This is a genomic window from Aeromonas sp. R1-2, from assembly GCF_040908505.1.
In the GTDB taxonomy this organism is placed as follows: Bacteria; Pseudomonadota; Gammaproteobacteria; order Enterobacterales; family Aeromonadaceae; genus Aeromonas; species Aeromonas veronii.
Genome location: NZ_JBFODU010000025.1, coordinates 74,275 through 88,784, shown reverse-complemented (window position 1 = coordinate 88,784; position 14,510 = coordinate 74,275). Strand labels below are relative to the sequence as shown.

General features: G+C 57.6%; 11 protein-coding genes and 2 pseudogenes. 5 read left to right on the top strand and 8 right to left on the bottom strand.

Translation table 11 applies throughout. From position 1 onward, the window contains the following. Positions 1–114: 114 nt before the first annotated feature. A pseudogene (locus AB5Y76_RS10070) lies at positions 115–228 on the bottom strand (IS21 family transposase); the annotation flags it as partial. A gap of 86 nt (positions 229–314) precedes the next feature. Between AB5Y76_RS10070 and AB5Y76_RS10065 the strand changes: the two are divergent. Beyond that, a pseudogene (locus AB5Y76_RS10065) lies at positions 315–657 on the top strand (transposase); the annotation flags it as partial. 82 nt (positions 658–739) lie between these two features. Here the strand turns inward: AB5Y76_RS10065 and AB5Y76_RS10060 are convergent. Beyond that, positions 740–2,140 (bottom strand): DEAD/DEAH box helicase, encoded by a 1,401-nt coding sequence (locus AB5Y76_RS10060; RefSeq protein WP_005333194.1) that lies wholly within the window; start codon positions 2,138–2,140, stop codon positions 740–742. A 348-nt stretch (positions 2,141–2,488) separates the two neighbouring features. On the opposite strand from AB5Y76_RS10060, the gene AB5Y76_RS10055 reads away from it, so the two are divergent. Then, a complete protein-coding gene (locus tag AB5Y76_RS10055; protein WP_042053721.1) occupies positions 2,489–3,319 on the top strand; it encodes an ABC transporter substrate-binding protein in 831 nt (276 codons plus the stop codon). A 111-nt stretch (positions 3,320–3,430) separates the two neighbouring features. On the opposite strand, the gene aroC is transcribed toward AB5Y76_RS10055, so the two are convergent. Next, positions 3,431–4,519, bottom strand: coding sequence for a chorismate synthase (gene aroC, locus AB5Y76_RS10050; RefSeq protein ID WP_201951171.1), 1,089 nt, complete (start codon positions 4,517–4,519; stop codon positions 3,431–3,433). 12 nt (positions 4,520–4,531) lie between these two features. Next, positions 4,532–5,467 (bottom strand): 50S ribosomal protein L3 N(5)-glutamine methyltransferase, encoded by a 936-nt coding sequence (gene prmB, locus AB5Y76_RS10045; protein WP_113739592.1) that lies wholly within the window; start codon positions 5,465–5,467, stop codon positions 4,532–4,534. 82 nt (positions 5,468–5,549) lie between these two features. Between prmB and smrB the strand changes: the two genes are divergently transcribed. After that, a complete protein-coding gene (smrB, locus tag AB5Y76_RS10040; protein ID WP_005333198.1) occupies positions 5,550–6,074 on the top strand; it encodes an endonuclease SmrB in 525 nt (174 codons plus the stop codon). 57 nt (positions 6,075–6,131) lie between these two features. Then, on the top strand, positions 6,132–7,427 hold the full coding sequence (locus AB5Y76_RS10035; RefSeq protein WP_042083013.1) for a diguanylate cyclase: 1,296 nt from the start codon (positions 6,132–6,134) through the stop codon (positions 7,425–7,427). A gap of 132 nt (positions 7,428–7,559) precedes the next feature. Here AB5Y76_RS10035 and AB5Y76_RS10030 read toward each other — a convergent pair whose 3' ends face one another. The 3 genes from AB5Y76_RS10030 to AB5Y76_RS10020 all read right to left on the bottom strand — a co-directional run bounded on the left by AB5Y76_RS10030 (position 7,560) and on the right by AB5Y76_RS10020 (position 11,758). Beyond that, positions 7,560–8,168, bottom strand: coding sequence for a histidine phosphatase family protein (locus AB5Y76_RS10030; RefSeq protein ID WP_263717708.1), 609 nt, complete (start codon positions 8,166–8,168; stop codon positions 7,560–7,562). Between the two features lie 598 nt (positions 8,169–8,766). Further along, complete coding sequence (locus AB5Y76_RS10025) at positions 8,767–10,230, bottom strand: chitinase (protein ID WP_263717709.1); 1,464 nt, start codon at positions 10,228–10,230, stop codon at positions 8,767–8,769. Between the two features lie 307 nt (positions 10,231–10,537). After that, positions 10,538–11,758: an SAM-dependent methyltransferase gene (locus AB5Y76_RS10020; protein ID WP_263717710.1), complete on the bottom strand. Its 1,221-nt coding sequence runs from the start codon at positions 11,756–11,758 to the stop codon at positions 10,538–10,540. A gap of 184 nt (positions 11,759–11,942) precedes the next feature. On the opposite strand from AB5Y76_RS10020, the gene AB5Y76_RS10015 reads away from it, so the two are divergent. Then, positions 11,943–12,521, top strand: coding sequence for a PhnA domain-containing protein (locus AB5Y76_RS10015; RefSeq protein WP_263717711.1), 579 nt, complete (start codon positions 11,943–11,945; stop codon positions 12,519–12,521). A gap of 207 nt (positions 12,522–12,728) precedes the next feature. Here AB5Y76_RS10015 and AB5Y76_RS10010 read toward each other — a convergent pair whose 3' ends face one another. Then, positions 12,729–14,255, bottom strand: coding sequence for a fumarate hydratase (locus tag AB5Y76_RS10010; protein ID WP_263717712.1), 1,527 nt, complete (start codon positions 14,253–14,255; stop codon positions 12,729–12,731). Positions 14,256–14,510 lie beyond the last annotated feature (255 nt).

Sequence of the window (14,510 nt, the reverse complement as noted above, 5' to 3'; positions counted from 1 at the left end):
AGTCGAGAGGCTGACCATTGTCAGGGCTTGCCTGTTTCTGGGGATAAGCCGGCAGGCTTACTACAAGCGCAATCGGGTCGCCGACGAGCGCCATGTGAATCGCCCCGGCTTCTCTAGATACTTGCGAACCGTGTTACCGGACACCCGCAATTGCTGGGCGATAGCCCGGATGCTCATGCCCTGAGGGGCCAACACTCTGATTTCCACTGATAACTCCTGGGTCAACATGGGTGTGGCTCAAAAGCCACGATCTTGGCCCAGGTGGGTCAACTTTACTCCGGCGTTAGTGGGTCATTTTTACATCGGTGGTGACAGCGATGGTGTTCAAGAAAGCGCTGAAGCAACGACGTGGCGGCGGGGAGTTAATCCATCACTCGGACCGCGGCGTGCAGTATTGCTCGGGACTGTATCAGTCATTACATGAACGGTACGGGGTGAAATGCTCGATGACAGATGGGTATGACTGTTACCAGAATACGTTGGCGGAGCGGGTGAACGGGATTTTGAAAGGAGAGTTATTGCTGCAAAGCCCGCAGGATTTGACGCAAGCGCGGGAAATGGTGCGTGAAGCGGTGGATATTTACAACGCGCAACGCGGAGCGGCCGCATCATGCGTTGAAATACAGAACCCCCGATGCGGTACATAGGGGGTTCTGAGTAGAGAAATGCTAGTTGAAAATGTGTAAACCTATTTCAGGACTAGACACCGCATAACTGGGGAGTCAAGCTCCCGAGACGCTTACTGGTTGTGGGTAGAGCGACGTGGACGACGGGCCTGAGCCGGTTTGCCAGCACCATCAGCCGGACGCTGACCACCTTGCGGTTTGGGCTTGCCACCGTTACCGGTACGTGCACCACCCGCATTGCCATTGGAGGCGGAACGACCGGCCCCCTGACGCTGGCCTTGACCTTGCGGACGCGGCGCACGGCGCTGCTCGCTCGGATCGCGGGGCTCTTTGCGCAGCGGCGCGCCGATACCACGGGCGATGTTGTCCAAGGTCTCGCGGGAAGCTTCAAAACCGGCCACCTGCTCGCACGGAATGTTCTGCTTGGTCAGACGCTCGATGGCTTTGATCAGCTTGCCTTCATCGGCCGCGACCAGCGAGATGGCGTGACCGGCAGCGCCAGCACGGCCGGTACGACCGATGCGGTGAACGTAATCTTCCGCCACGTTGGGCAACTCGAAGTTGACCACTTGCGGCAACTTGTCGATGTCCAGACCACGGGCGGCGATGTCGGTCGCCACCAGCACCTTGACGCTACCATCCTTGAAACCGGCCAGCGCGCGGGTACGGGCACCCTGGCTCTTGTTGCCGTGGATGGCGGCGGCGCTGACGCCGTTCTTGTCGAGAGTCTCGGCAACGCGATTGGCCATATGCTTGGTACGGGTGAACACCAGTACCTGCTGCCAGTTGTTGCTGGTGACCAGATGACTCAGCAGCGCGATCTTGTTGGCCTTGTCGCACGGGTGCACCAGCTGCTCGATACGCTCGGCGGTGCTGTTGCGCGGGGCGACTTCAATGACAGCCGGGTTATCCAGCAGGCCAGTGGCCAGTTCGCGGATCTCGTCGGCGAAGGTGGCGGAGAAGAGCAGGTTCTGGCGCTTCTTCGGCATCAGGGCCAGGATGCGGCGGATGTCGCGGATAAAGCCCATGTCGAGCATGCGATCCGCTTCGTCCAGTACCAGGATCTCCACCTCGTCGAACTTGACGGCGTTCTGGTTGTAAAGATCCATCAGGCGGCCGGGACAGGCCACCAGCACGTCCAGACCACGGCGAGTCGCCATCATCTGCGGATTGATGCTGACGCCGCCGAAGACCACGTGGCTGCGCATCGGCAGGTGTTTGCCGTAGTTACGTACGCTCTCGCCCACCTGGGCGGCCAGCTCGCGAGTCGGGGTCAGCACCAGCGCACGAATGCGGTTCGGAGAAACCTTGCGCTTGCTCTCCATCAGACGTTGCAGCATCGGCAGGGTAAAGCCTGCGGTCTTGCCGGTCCCTGTTTGGGCCGCCGCCATCAGATCGCGGCCAGCCAGAACGGCGGGGATCGCTTGCTGCTGAATGGGAGACGGGGTGTCGTAGCCTTGTTCGGCAACGGCACGCAACAAGGGTTCGGCCAGACCGAGGGAAGTAAAACTCATAATTACCTGCTAGAGATAGGGGCGCCGGGGATTTGTGGTGGGGCTCCTCTGCTGAGCCGATGCCATCTCACAAGATCTGGGCCTATTGAGAAAACAACGATTTCCCCGGGGAGCAGAGCAAAGGGGAAAGAATAGAGGCGCAGTCTAACGGAGTTGCCCAGGATAAACGAGAAAAATGTGATGCTCCTCCCAGCACGAACAGAAAATCCCCCTTCTGCCCCCCGAATAATCCCGTTGATTGATGTAGCACGCACCACACTATTAACTGGCAACACAATATCCGCCCTCGCAGGCATGACTCGCGGGGCAAAAGCACGGGATAGAAGAACACAATAACGAGGTTTAGCTATGACCACGCCATATCGTCCCCGCGGCAGCTGGCAGGCAAGGATTGGCCTGCTGCTTCTGCTGCTAAGCCCTGCGCTGCAGGCCAGTCAGACCCTGACCGTGGCCTGGAGTCACTGGCCCCCCTTCAGCCAAATCAACAACCGGGGTGAGCTGGATGGGCTGGATGTCAGTCTGACCCGCCAGATCCTCACCCAGGCGGGCTTTGCCCCCAAGTTTCGCGAACTTCCCTGGGCGCGGGCACTGCATCTGGTAGAGCACGACCAGCTGGATGTGGCGATGGCCGCCCTCCCCCTGCCGGAGCGCCAGAGCTATGCCCGCTTCTCGACCCCCTACCGCCAGAGTGCCTATGTGCTGCTGAGCAATGACCCGATTCCCGGCCATCAGGATCGCTGGGCGCAGCTCGATAATCTGCCCGCGCTGTGCAACGAGAAAGGACTCAAGATAGGCAAGTTGCGCGGCACCCGCCCCATGCATCAGATGGATAGCTGCCCAGCGCTTAAAATGGCGACCGAATACAACGCCGATGAGCGGATGATCGATCTGCTGCTGGCCCGCCGCCTCGATGGCATCATCATGGAGTGGCAATATGCCCGCTACCGGCTGGCCCAGCTGGGGGCCGAAGAGTTTATCAGCTGCCAACTGTTGCTACACCACCAGCCGGTCAGCCTGATGTTTGCCAAAAACAGCGTGAGCGAAGAACAGATCCTCAAAGTCAACGAGGCCATTCATGCCTTGCCCAAACCCCACAACAAGTTCTCGCCCCCCAGGTGTCGTCTCAATGCAGATCCGGGCGCCGCGGATCTGCTGACCCGCACTCTCCGCAAGCATTGACGGGATAAGCCGCTACCTGAAATAGCAAAGGCGACCCGAAGGTCGCCTTTTTGGTATTGTCGAACTTGTTCCCCGAACAGGGTGCGATCAGTCGATGTGCAGCAAGAGCGATCAACGCAGCTGTGGGGTATGGGTCAACACCCCCTGATTCTGGGCACGATGGCGCAGCAGGTGATCCATCAACACCAGCGCCAGCATGGCTTCGGCGATGGGCACGGCGCGAATGCCGACACAGGGATCGTGACGCCCCTTGGTGATCATCTCGATTGCCTCACCTTCGGTATTGATGGTCTTGCCTGGCACAGTGATGCTGGAAGTCGGTTTGAGCGCCATGCTCACCACAATATCCTGACCCGACGAGATGCCGCCCAGAATGCCACCCGCATGGTTGCTGGCAAAGCCCGCCGGGGTCATCTCGTCGCGATGCTCGGAGCCTTTTTGCTCCACCACCGCAAAGCCATCACCGATCTCCACCCCTTTCACCGCATTGATGCCCATCATGGCATGGGCAATGTCGGCGTCGAGACGATCAAACACCGGCTCACCCAGGCCCACCGGCACATTGCGCGCAATGACCTGCACCTTGGCACCGATACTGTTGCCCTCTTTTTTCAGGTCGCGCATATATTGATCGAGCGCTTCCAGCTTGCCCGCATCGGGGAAGAAGAAGGGATTCTGCTCAATCTGCGCCGCGTCAAACGCCTCAGCCTTGATGGGGCCGAGCTGGGAGAGAAAACCGGTGATCTCGATGCCATGTACCTGTTTCAGGTACTTCTTGGCAATCGCCCCCGCCGCCACTCGCATCGCGGTCTCGCGGGCAGATGAGCGACCACCGCCACGATAGTCCCGCTGACCATACTTCTGGTGGTAGGTGTAGTCAGCATGACCCGGCCGGAACAGATCCTTGATATCGGAGTAATCCTTGGAGCGCTGATCGGTATTCTCGATGAGCAGCCCGATGGAGGTGCCGGTGGTCTTGCCCTCGAACACCCCGGAGAGGATCTTCACCTCGTCCGGCTCGCGGCGCGGCGTGGTGTAGCGGGAAGTGCCGGGCTTGCGCCGATCCAGATCCCCCTGCAGATCCGCTTCGCTGATCTCCAGCCCAGGCGGGCAACCATCGACCACGGCGCCCAGCGCCAGGCCGTGGCTCTCGCCAAAGGTAGTGACCCGAAAGAGTTGACCAAAACTGTTCCCTGCCATGCGCGCTCCTGCTTAGTTCTTGTAGATGGCGAAATGATCCTGATACTGCACCAGCTCGTCACGGGTCATCACAAAGACGCCGTGACCGCCGTTTTCGAATTCAACCCAGGTAAAGGGGATCTCGGGGAACTGGGCTTCCAGATGGATCATGCTGTTGCCTACTTCAACCACCAGCACACCGTTATCCTTGAGGAAATCGGCGGCATGGGCCAGCAGACGCTTGGTCAGCTTGAGACCATCGGAGCCGGACGCCAGCGCCAGCTCGGGCTCATGACGGAACTCTTCCGGCAGATCCGACATGTCTTCGGAGTCCACATAGGGCGGGTTGGAGACGATGAGATCGTATTTGTCGCCCGCCGGCAGATCGCGGAACAGATCGGAGCGGATAGGAATGACCTGCTGCTCCAGCCCGTGATCGTTGATGTTGCGCTCGGCCACGTTCAGTGCATCGATGCTGATGTCGATGGCATCCACTTCCGCTTCCGGGAACTCGTGGGCCATGATGATGGCGATACAGCCGGAGCCGGTGCACAAGTCCATGATCCGGGTCGGTTCATGTTTGAGGAAGGGCGCGAAACGGTTGGCCACCATCTCGGCAATGGGGGAACGGGGAATGAGCACCCGCTCGTCCACGTAGAACTCCCAACCGGCATACCAGGCCTTGTTGGTCAGGTAGGCGGCGGGTACCCGCTCCTGTACGCGGCGGATAATCAGTTCGGCGATACGGTGACGCTCGCTGCTGGTGAGACGGGAGTGGCGCATGGCCGGGTCTACATCCGGTGGCAGATGTAACGCGGGCAGTACCAGCTGCACAGCTTCATCCCAGGCGTTGTCGGTTCCATGACCGTAAAAAATCCCGGCGTCGTTGAAACGACTCATGGCCCAACGCAACATGTCCTGGATGGTGTGCATCTCGGCAACCACCTCATCGATAAATATCTTGTCCAAATCCACCTCCAAGTCGAGTAATATCCGGCCCGAGCCCCGTTTACCTGACGGGCAAGACGCATACCTAATACATGAGCATCTGATGAAAAAAACGCCCTCACCGACAGACGAGGAAACCCTGCTGTTCCGCGATGCGATAAAAGGTACCCGGAAAATCAAGCAAGATACCATAAGGGCCGAGTTACGCCCGGTCAAGCAGAAACGCGAATTGCGCGAAACCCGCGAAAAGCTTGGGGTTGACCACTATTTCAGCGATGAGTATCAGCCCCATCTCGACGATGATGGGCCGACCCGTTATGTGCGGGAAGATGTGTCAAAATTTGAGCTAAAAAAGCTCAAGCGGGGCATTTATCCGCCGGAGATCTACCTCGATCTGCACGGCATGAACCAGCAGCAGGCAAAACAGGAGCTGGCCGCCCTGCTCACCCTCTGCCAGAAAGAGAACATTCACGTCGCCTCGGTGATGCACGGTATCGGCAAACATATTCTCAAGCAGCGCATTCCCAGCTGGCTGGCCCAGCACCCCAATGTGCGCGCCTTCCATCAGGCTCCCCGCGAATGGGGTGGCGACAGCGCCATTCTGGTGTTGCTGGATATCGAAGAGTAGTTAGCCAAACGACCACACTATACTGAATATCAATATGTTATTCGCCGTGGAGGTCGCATGTTTACACAGGGTTCCCATGCCGACATAAAGTCATCTCTCGACGCCATCGGCGCCGCCGTGGCGGTGTTCAGCCTCGACAAGGATGATCACTTTGTGCTGGTCTCTGCCAACGATACCTTTGCCAAGGCGTTCGAGCTGGATGTCCTTGGCAGCATTGGCAAACAGCTGAGCGAGATGTTTCCCCGCTACATCACCAATACCATCGAGCCGCCAATGCACGAATGTGTGCGCATGCAGACCGGGCTCGAGAGCGAGCTGCCCATCGACAGCCTCTCGCGTACCAGTTGGTGGCGCTTTATTCTCTCCCCAATCATCCCCGAGCAGGCACGGATCAACCGGATCATCGTCACCGCCATCGACATCACCGCCAGGATGCAGCTGGAAGAGGCGCTCACCACCAGTCGCCGTCGCTTCGAAGCGGTGGTCAACTCCGCCTATGACGGCATCATCAGTGTCAGCAGCGAATCACGCATCGAGCTTATCAATACCGCCGCCTGCGAGATGTTCGGCATCGACGAAAGCTATCTCGGCAAGCGGCTGGAAACCCTGCTTCCTCAGCGTTTTCGCGCCAATCACGAAACCTATTTCAAAGCTTTCAGCAGCTCCCCCATCAATTCGCGCCCAATGCATGCTCGCGCCTCGGTGATGGGTCTGCGCCGCGACGGTAGCGAATTTCCGCTGGAGGTGACTATCGCCAAGATCAATCTGGGCCCGACCACCGAGATGACCGCCATCTTGCGGGATATCTCGGAGCGAGCCCGACTGGTGGAGGAGTTGAAGGTCGCCGCCACCACGGATCCCCTCACCGGCATTGCCAACCGGCGCCGCTTCAACGAGCTGGTCAACGCCGAGATGCAACGCTGCCAGCGTTTTGGCCATACCATGAGCCTGCTGCTGATCGATATCGACCACTTCAAGGAAGTCAACGACACCTTTGGCCATCAGCAGGGAGATCTGGCAATCCTGAGTCTGGTGAAACGGATCAGCAAACAGCTGCGGGAGGTGGACATGCTGGGTCGCTGGGGTGGCGAAGAGTTTATCGTTCTGCTACCGGAAACCTCCCTCGAGCTCGCCTGGGCCAGCGCCGAGCGGATCAGGCTAGCCATCGAATCCCAGCACCATGCACTGGACGGGGCTCTTGAGATCTCCCTCACCATCAGTATCGGGATCAGCGCCAGCAAGGGCAGCCATGACACTGTAGAGAAGATGGTTAGACGAGCCGACACCGCCCTCTATCTGGCCAAGAAACAGGGGCGCAACTGCTGCCGCAAAGAGGAACCGGAGCCGACTTAAGGACGCACGCCCCTGCCCTCTGGTGACACTGCTAACCTTTGCCTGCAGAGATAACCAACCGCAACGAATACAAAAGACAGCGCTACTCTCTTCGGTAGCGCTGCTTTTTTCATTCTGCTTTTGGTGCACTTTTCAATCACAACCATCAAGGGGACGGCTAAAGCGCAGTGGGCCGCCATCAGCCAGAGAGAGCCTCACCGACAGCATGCCGCCGTTGGGCAATTGCCACTCGAAGAAGTCATCAAATCCGGCAATCGTTACGGCACGGATCACCTTGGCGACCACACCATGCGCCACCAGCAATATCCGCTCCCCGTGCATGGTCGAAGCAAGTTCTGTTAGTCCCTGCGAGACCCGGGCAATCACCTCATCAATGATTTCACCACCGGGTGGAGATTCAGCCCAGCGCCGGGTGATATTGCGCGCCCACAGCTCGGAATAGCGTGTTCTTGCCTCTACCTGCGTTCGCCCTTCAAACAGGCCGACATCCCGCTCACGAAAGGCAGGCACCAGCTCCACAGGCAATCCCAGCTGACGAGACAAGATGGCAGCGCTCTCCCTTGTTCGCAGCAGAGGGGATGCCAGAAGCCGATCGAACGGCGGCTCTGTCACAGCTACCTTCTCAGTCAGACAAGAGATCTGGCGTACTCCATCGTCATTAAGCCCGATATCTAGTGCGCCCTGATAACGCCCTTCCGCATTGGCCTGCGTCTCGCCATGGCGGATCACCACCAGTTCCATGGTGCACTCCTCTTTCCTGCTATCTGCTTAGTGATTAAACCGCATGCGACTTCCCATTCGGATAACGAGACGAAAATCCCCATTCATCTGCGCACCTCAACAATTATTTTAAATCGAGCAAGATTACCTCGCTCCCAGTGAAAATAATCTGCTGAACTACGCACGCTCATCCGTAAACAAATAGATACACATGAATTTTACATCCAATATTTTCATTTCTCACTCTGTGAAATAAATAGCGAGCCGAGTGATGCCATGAGTTGATAGATGGGAAGAATAAACATCCTCATCCTAAATAAGAGAAGGATGGCGCCATGGGTGTGCTCTTCGAACCCATCGTTTAGCAAAACATCACTCAACGCTTTTTAATATTACTGAGCAGCAAGATTAAAACATTAAATCCAGCCATCAATAAATTTGATATAGGCCGTTTACATCACTTTAAGCAGGAAATAAAAGTTGGCCTAAAAATACAGCTACCCCTCCAGATTGATGGTTCTCTTTTTAATCACTGCCACATATTATCTCATACCATAAAAATATATAAAAAGGGGGCCAAGCCCCCTTTCCTTATCAATCAATGGATGGACTATCTCTTTTATTGGGTTGTCACCAACACCCAAGGGCCACCTTTGGCGGGATCATCCCCTTGCGTCCACCATTTGGCCTGATAGACGGCGCCCTTGTAGCTCACCTTGCTGCCAGCGATGTAGACCTTGGTCGCTTCCCAGGCCGGGTTGCCACCGATGGGGGGTTCACTCGGATCGACCGGCGGTGGAGTCAGTTTGTCCACGACCCGCACTTTCGGCCAGTTGGCGTGGGAGCCGTAGAAGTTGGTCACGCACTTCTCGTAATCACCCGGCACCAACGCAGAATAAGCGGTCTGAAAGCCCACCAGCTCGCACTCGAAGGAGTAACCGCCCGGGCGATCCGGATAGTATTTCCAGTTGCCATCCCAGTTGGTGTAGAGCACGTCGGTAGCGCCGTTAAGATTGAGGCTGCCATAGGGAGTCTGCTGCCAGCAGGTGTTCTTCTCATCCGCCTTGATCGGGATCTGGTAGTGGTTGGCCAGCCCTTCCCAGTAGCGGATGCGATTGACAGGCTGCCCCTTGTCCTTGTTCTGTTCACCACACTCGATACCGCCGTTGATGACGTTGATGGTGGTACCGAAGCCATAGCCGATACCGGCGTCAGCTTCCCGTTTGGAGGGTACCCAGGTACGATCAATCACGTGTAGCATGGCCGGTTTCGGGGCCTGCGGGGTGAGGAAAAACCAGATGGCAGAAGCGAGGTTAAGCCAGGAGTCCGCCACCAGACCCGGGTTGTTGAGCAGCACGGAGGCATCGCCATCAAACATCGCCTCGGAGAAGGCGCCGTAGTTAAAGTGGTAAGAAAGCTGCTTGGCGCCGCGGCCGAAGTACCCCTGACCCGTGCTGCAAGGCCACTTCTTGTTCTGCCAGTCGTTCTGGCCACAGCCGGTGGTATAACCGGTCTGTCCCTCTGACCAGCCCATCTCCCGCACATGCACCAGCGCCTGTTGCCACTCCTCCAGCCCCTGCGGGTTATTGGAGACGTTCTCCTTGGCAATATGGCCACCGGTCTCCTGAGAGAAGTGGGCAAAGGCGGTCACAATGGATTTTTTACAGATCGCATCAGAGTCGCGACCGTCGGTATATTCGCCACAGAACGCAGGGAATTTACCGATGGCTCGCAAGAAGCGGACATAAGTATATTCCGGCGCTGCCATCTGGGTTAAATATTCCCATTCAGATTGGGGAAATACCCGTTCAACCCGTTTTACGTTGTCAGGATTGCTTGCCAGACCCGGTTCAATGGCATCAACGATTTTATTTGACCGGGTCGCCAATGCCTTGGCCCATATTGCATACATGGGATTAGCCGTCTTGGCCTTTTCCACGGCAGCCAGATCCGGGGCCGCAATCACATATCCTCCCGCATTTTGCGGATCGGGTTGAATATTCATGGCTGCACTCATTGCGGCATAGCTTGGCAATGCGCAGGCGGCAGCGATCAGCCAGGCACAACGCTTGGGTTTGAACATGTTTATCGTCCTTGTTTGAATTAATGCGTTCCAAGAGTAGGTGTTTCAACAACTAAATTCACGATGAGAATTAAGAAATAAGCAGAATTTGTGAGCCATTTCACCTTGTGATATTCAGTACAACTGAAACAAAGAAAAGGAAGCCAAACGAAAACGCCACAGCGTGATCTGTCGCCCATTTTTAGAACAGTTGAGACGGCCAGGTGACCTGCCATACGGTCATTGTTCGTGATGAAAAAAATGGCTGACAGGCTCAAGCTGTCAGCCATCATCAATGTTCAAGAAAAATGCTCAAAATCGCCGGATGTCAGACACGCACGGCACGGATCAGGATATTGCGCGGGGTCATGGGTTTGGCACAAAACTCCCCCACTTCGACCCGATAACCCTGCTCTTGCAAAAAGAGCGCGCGATCCAGCGCCAGCCAGATCTCGAGGGGACGGCGAAACAGGTGGCGCACCAGCTCCATGCGGGCGACATCACCAAAGCGGCGCTCCCCGTGTTCCAACCAGGCGGGATAGTCGAGCCCTGTTGGCAGCACAATCCCTTTGCGCTCTGCAGCCCAAACGCAGAATGCCTCAAACGTGCCGGTCAGCAGGCTCTTTTGCATATTGGGCACCGGCAGATACTCATCCACCCCGCGCACCTGACGCTGCAGGCAGTCAAACCCGAGCCGCCACACCACTTCCTGCTCGCGCAGGCGGGCGATCCGCGCGCCACCGGTCACCGTCTCCTGTAGCGGCAACTTGAGATCCGCCTTGCTCAACACCAGCTCACTGGCGTTGGCCGCGGCTGACAGCGGGCGATAGTGGCTGCTGCGGATCAGGTGATAACAACAGGGAGAGATGGTCACTCCACTGGCACTGCGCTCGGCTACCCGTTCCAGCAGATGGGTGTGCAGCTCGCCGCAGGCATGGAGTGCCATAGCGTGATGTTCAGGGGCGATCAGCGCCGCCGATTCGGGGGCAAAGGCATCGGCGCAGGTAAAGGTCATATTGGCGCCATCCCGCTCGGCCAGCAGCCGACCTTCGTCACAAAGCTGCCCTTGCAGCTCCAGACTGAGGATCGGAGCCTGTCGATGAAGTGACACCAGCCGCCCAAGATGCCCCTTGCCAGCACACCACTCCAGATAGGGGCCCTGATGGGCAGGCAAACAGGCGGTGAACGACTCGATCTGGGCCTGCTTGCGCCCCGGCATATGCAGTGCCATCTCCTTGCTGCAAGTGATGGGCTCCGGGGTAAACGGGGCAAGCTGACTGAGTTGCTGCAGCTCGGCTCCCTCGGCAATCCAGGGGGCAAGCAGCGTGCTGAGTGCATCCATATCCGCATCGAGCTCCGCCAACTGGGCAAGGGTCAGCCCATTGAGCAACGCCGCCAGCCCGGGCGCCTCATCAGCAAAGGCCATGGTCAGATGATGATATGGCTGATATTGCCACCAGCGTTGGTAGCGGGTGAGCAGTCGATCCAGTTGTTGAAAACGTTGAGCCAGCACGAATGCCCCTGCCTTGCAGTCAAAAAGGAGGCTCATTCTAGCGATCCCGCTTCAAATTGCACTCTCAATACCAAACGATCAGCGCCGCGCAACAGCACAGCCAACCTTGTGAGCCAGGGCAGACCTGACAAAGTGCGGGGTTTTATGCTATATTCCGCCCCCTCTTTCACGCGCCCCGCCCAACGCGGGTCGCTTTACCACTAGCTATGGGACCAACAACATGACCATCAACGCCATTCTTCAAGCGCGCGCGGGCGCCAAGTGTGAACTGTGCAGCGCCGAGCAGGCGCTGACCGCCTTCGTGGTGCCTCACTCCCCCGCCAGCGACGATGATCACAGCGTTGCTATCTGTGACACCTGCCGTGGTCAGTTGGAACAACCGGATACCCTGGTGGTGAACCACTGGCGTTGCCTGACTGACAGCATGTGGAGCCAGGTGCCTGCGGTGCAGGTGATGGCATGGCGCCAGCTCAAAGCACTCTCCGGCAAGGGTGAAGTGTGGGCTCAGGATCTGCTGGACATGATGTACATGGAAGACGAAGCCAAGGCCTGGGCTGAAGCTGGTATTGCTGACGAAGATGACGACAGCGTACCGACCGTTGACTCCAACGGCGCCGTGCTGCAAGAGGGCGACTCCGTCACCTTGATCAAGGATCTGGACGTGAAAGGCGCCGGTTTCACCGCCAAGCGTGGCACCCTGGTCAAGGGCATCCGTCTGACCAACAACCCGCTTCATATCGAAGGCAAGGTCAATGGCGTGCAGATCGTGCTGGTTGCGGCCTACCTGAAAAAAGCCTAAAGCCAAGGGCGATTGCTCTGCTGTCTACTACCAGAGCACAAGTACAACGAAAAAGGATGGCGTCACGCCATCCTTTTTTTATACCTGGTTGCCGCAAGCGGCCAACCTGAACCCATAACAAGCCAGTCAAAGTAACAAGGCGCATCCGGATGGACGCGCCTTCTTTACATGGCCGATGCCGTTTTAACCGGCAGCGAGAACGGTCACTCAGGAGGAGAGTTTGCCGTCCAGCTCGGCAATCTTGGCCGACCAGTAGGCCGGGCCTGTTTCGTGGATATTGTTGCCTTCGGAATCGACCGCTACGGTCACCGGCATATCTTCCACTTCAAACTCGTAGATCGCTTCCATACCGAGATCGGCAAAGGCCACCACGCGCGCCTTCTTGATGGCCTTAGCCACCAGATAAGCGGCGCCGCCTACCGCCATCAGATAGACGGCCTTGTGCTGCTTGATGCTCTCGACGGTTTTCGGGCCACGCTCGGATTTGCCGATCATGCCGATAAGGCCAGTCTTACCCAGCATCATGTCGGTGAACTTGTCCATCCGGGTAGAGGTGGTGGGACCTGCCGGGCCGACCACTTCGTCGCGCACCGCATCGACCGGGCCAACGTAGTAGATGAAGCGGTTGGTGAAATCAACCCCTTCCGGCAGCCCTTCGCCATTTTTCAGCATGTCGGCGATACGCTTGTGGGCGGCGTCGCGACCGGTGAGGATCTTGCCCGAAAGCAGCACGGTATCACCGCTCTTCCAGCTGGCCAGCTCGGCCTTGGTGATGCCATCGACATTGACGCGGCGCACGTTGCCACCCGCTTCACGGGTGATCTCCGGCCAGTCGCTCAGTTTCGGCGGGGTCAGCTCGGCAGGGCCTGAACCATCCAGCTCGAAGTGAACGTGGCGGGTCGCGGCGCAGTTGGGGATCATCACCACCGGCTTGGAAGCGGCGTGAGTCGGCGCAGATTTGACCTTCACATCCAGCACGGTAGTGAGGCCGCCCAGACCCTGGGCACCGATCCCCAGCTTGTTGACCTTGTCGTAGAGCTCGACCCGCAGCTTCTCTTCAGTGGTTTGCGGGCCACGGGCGATCAGCTCCTGAATGTCGATGTGCTCCATCAGGGCCTCTTTGGCCAGTACCGCCGCTTTCTCGGCGGTACCGCCGATGCCGATGCCCAGCATGCCGGGCGGGCACCAGCCTGCGCCCATGGTCGGCACGGTTTTCAGCACCCACTCGACGATATCGTCAGAGGGGTTGAGCATCACCATCTTGGATTTGTTCTCGGAGCCGCCGCCTTTGGCCGCGATGCTCACTTCCACCTTGTTGCCGGGGATCATGTCGATATGCACCACGGCAGGGGCGTTGTCTTTGGTGTTTTTGCGACTGCCTGCCGGATCGGCCAGCACGGAGGCGCGCAGCGGGTTGTCAGGATTGGTGTAGGCACGACGGGTCCCTTCGTCCACCATCTCCTGCACTGTCATGTCGCTGTCCCACTGCACTTGCATGCCAATCTTGACGAAACAGGTCACGATACCGGTGTCCTGGCAGAGCGGACGATGACCTTCGGCGGACATGCGGGAGTTGATCAGGATCTGGGCCAGCGCATCTTTGGCGGCCGGGTTGGCCTCGCGGTCATACGCCGCTTTGGCAGCCTGAACAAAATCCAACGGGTGGTAATAGGAGATGTACTGGAGGGCATCTGCGATAGAATCGATGAAATCCTGTTTTTTTATAATGCTCATATCATCCTCACTGGTCCTTGTCTCTGCCACGGAGCAGGGCAAGGGCTTCCATATGATGGGCCGTGCTGACGTGCTGGCTAAAAACTATCAACCAGCAAAAAACGAACGACACGGCAGTTTTTTCTTAAGTCACCGACACCTATGATACGCTTGCCCACCAGCACCGACTAGGGTTCGGGAACCAAACTGTTGCCTGTGTAACATAAAATGACGCCAACACTTCATATCCATCATCTAGACCATAGTGCTGAACTC

Coding starts and splice junctions, on each gene's coding strand:
- AB5Y76_RS10060 (WP_005333194.1), bottom strand. CDS start 2,140: ATGAGTTTTACTTCCCTCGGTCTGGCCGAACCCTTGTTGCGTGCCGTT.
- AB5Y76_RS10055 (WP_042053721.1), top strand. CDS start 2,489: ATGACCACGCCATATCGTCCCCGCGGCAGCTGGCAGGCAAGGATTGGC.
- aroC (WP_201951171.1), bottom strand. CDS start 4,519: ATGGCAGGGAACAGTTTTGGTCAACTCTTTCGGGTCACTACCTTTGGC.
- smrB (WP_005333198.1), top strand. CDS start 5,550: ATGAAAAAAACGCCCTCACCGACAGACGAGGAAACCCTGCTGTTCCGC.
- AB5Y76_RS10035 (WP_042083013.1), top strand. CDS start 6,132: ATGTTTACACAGGGTTCCCATGCCGACATAAAGTCATCTCTCGACGCC.
- AB5Y76_RS10030 (WP_263717708.1), bottom strand. CDS start 8,168: ATGGAACTGGTGGTGATCCGCCATGGCGAGACGCAGGCCAATGCGGAA.
- AB5Y76_RS10025 (WP_263717709.1), bottom strand. CDS start 10,230: ATGTTCAAACCCAAGCGTTGTGCCTGGCTGATCGCTGCCGCCTGCGCA.
- AB5Y76_RS10020 (WP_263717710.1), bottom strand. CDS start 11,758: ATGAGCCTCCTTTTTGACTGCAAGGCAGGGGCATTCGTGCTGGCTCAA.
- AB5Y76_RS10015 (WP_263717711.1), top strand. CDS start 11,943: ATGACCATCAACGCCATTCTTCAAGCGCGCGCGGGCGCCAAGTGTGAA.
- AB5Y76_RS10010 (WP_263717712.1), bottom strand. CDS start 14,255: ATGAGCATTATAAAAAAACAGGATTTCATCGATTCTATCGCAGATGCC.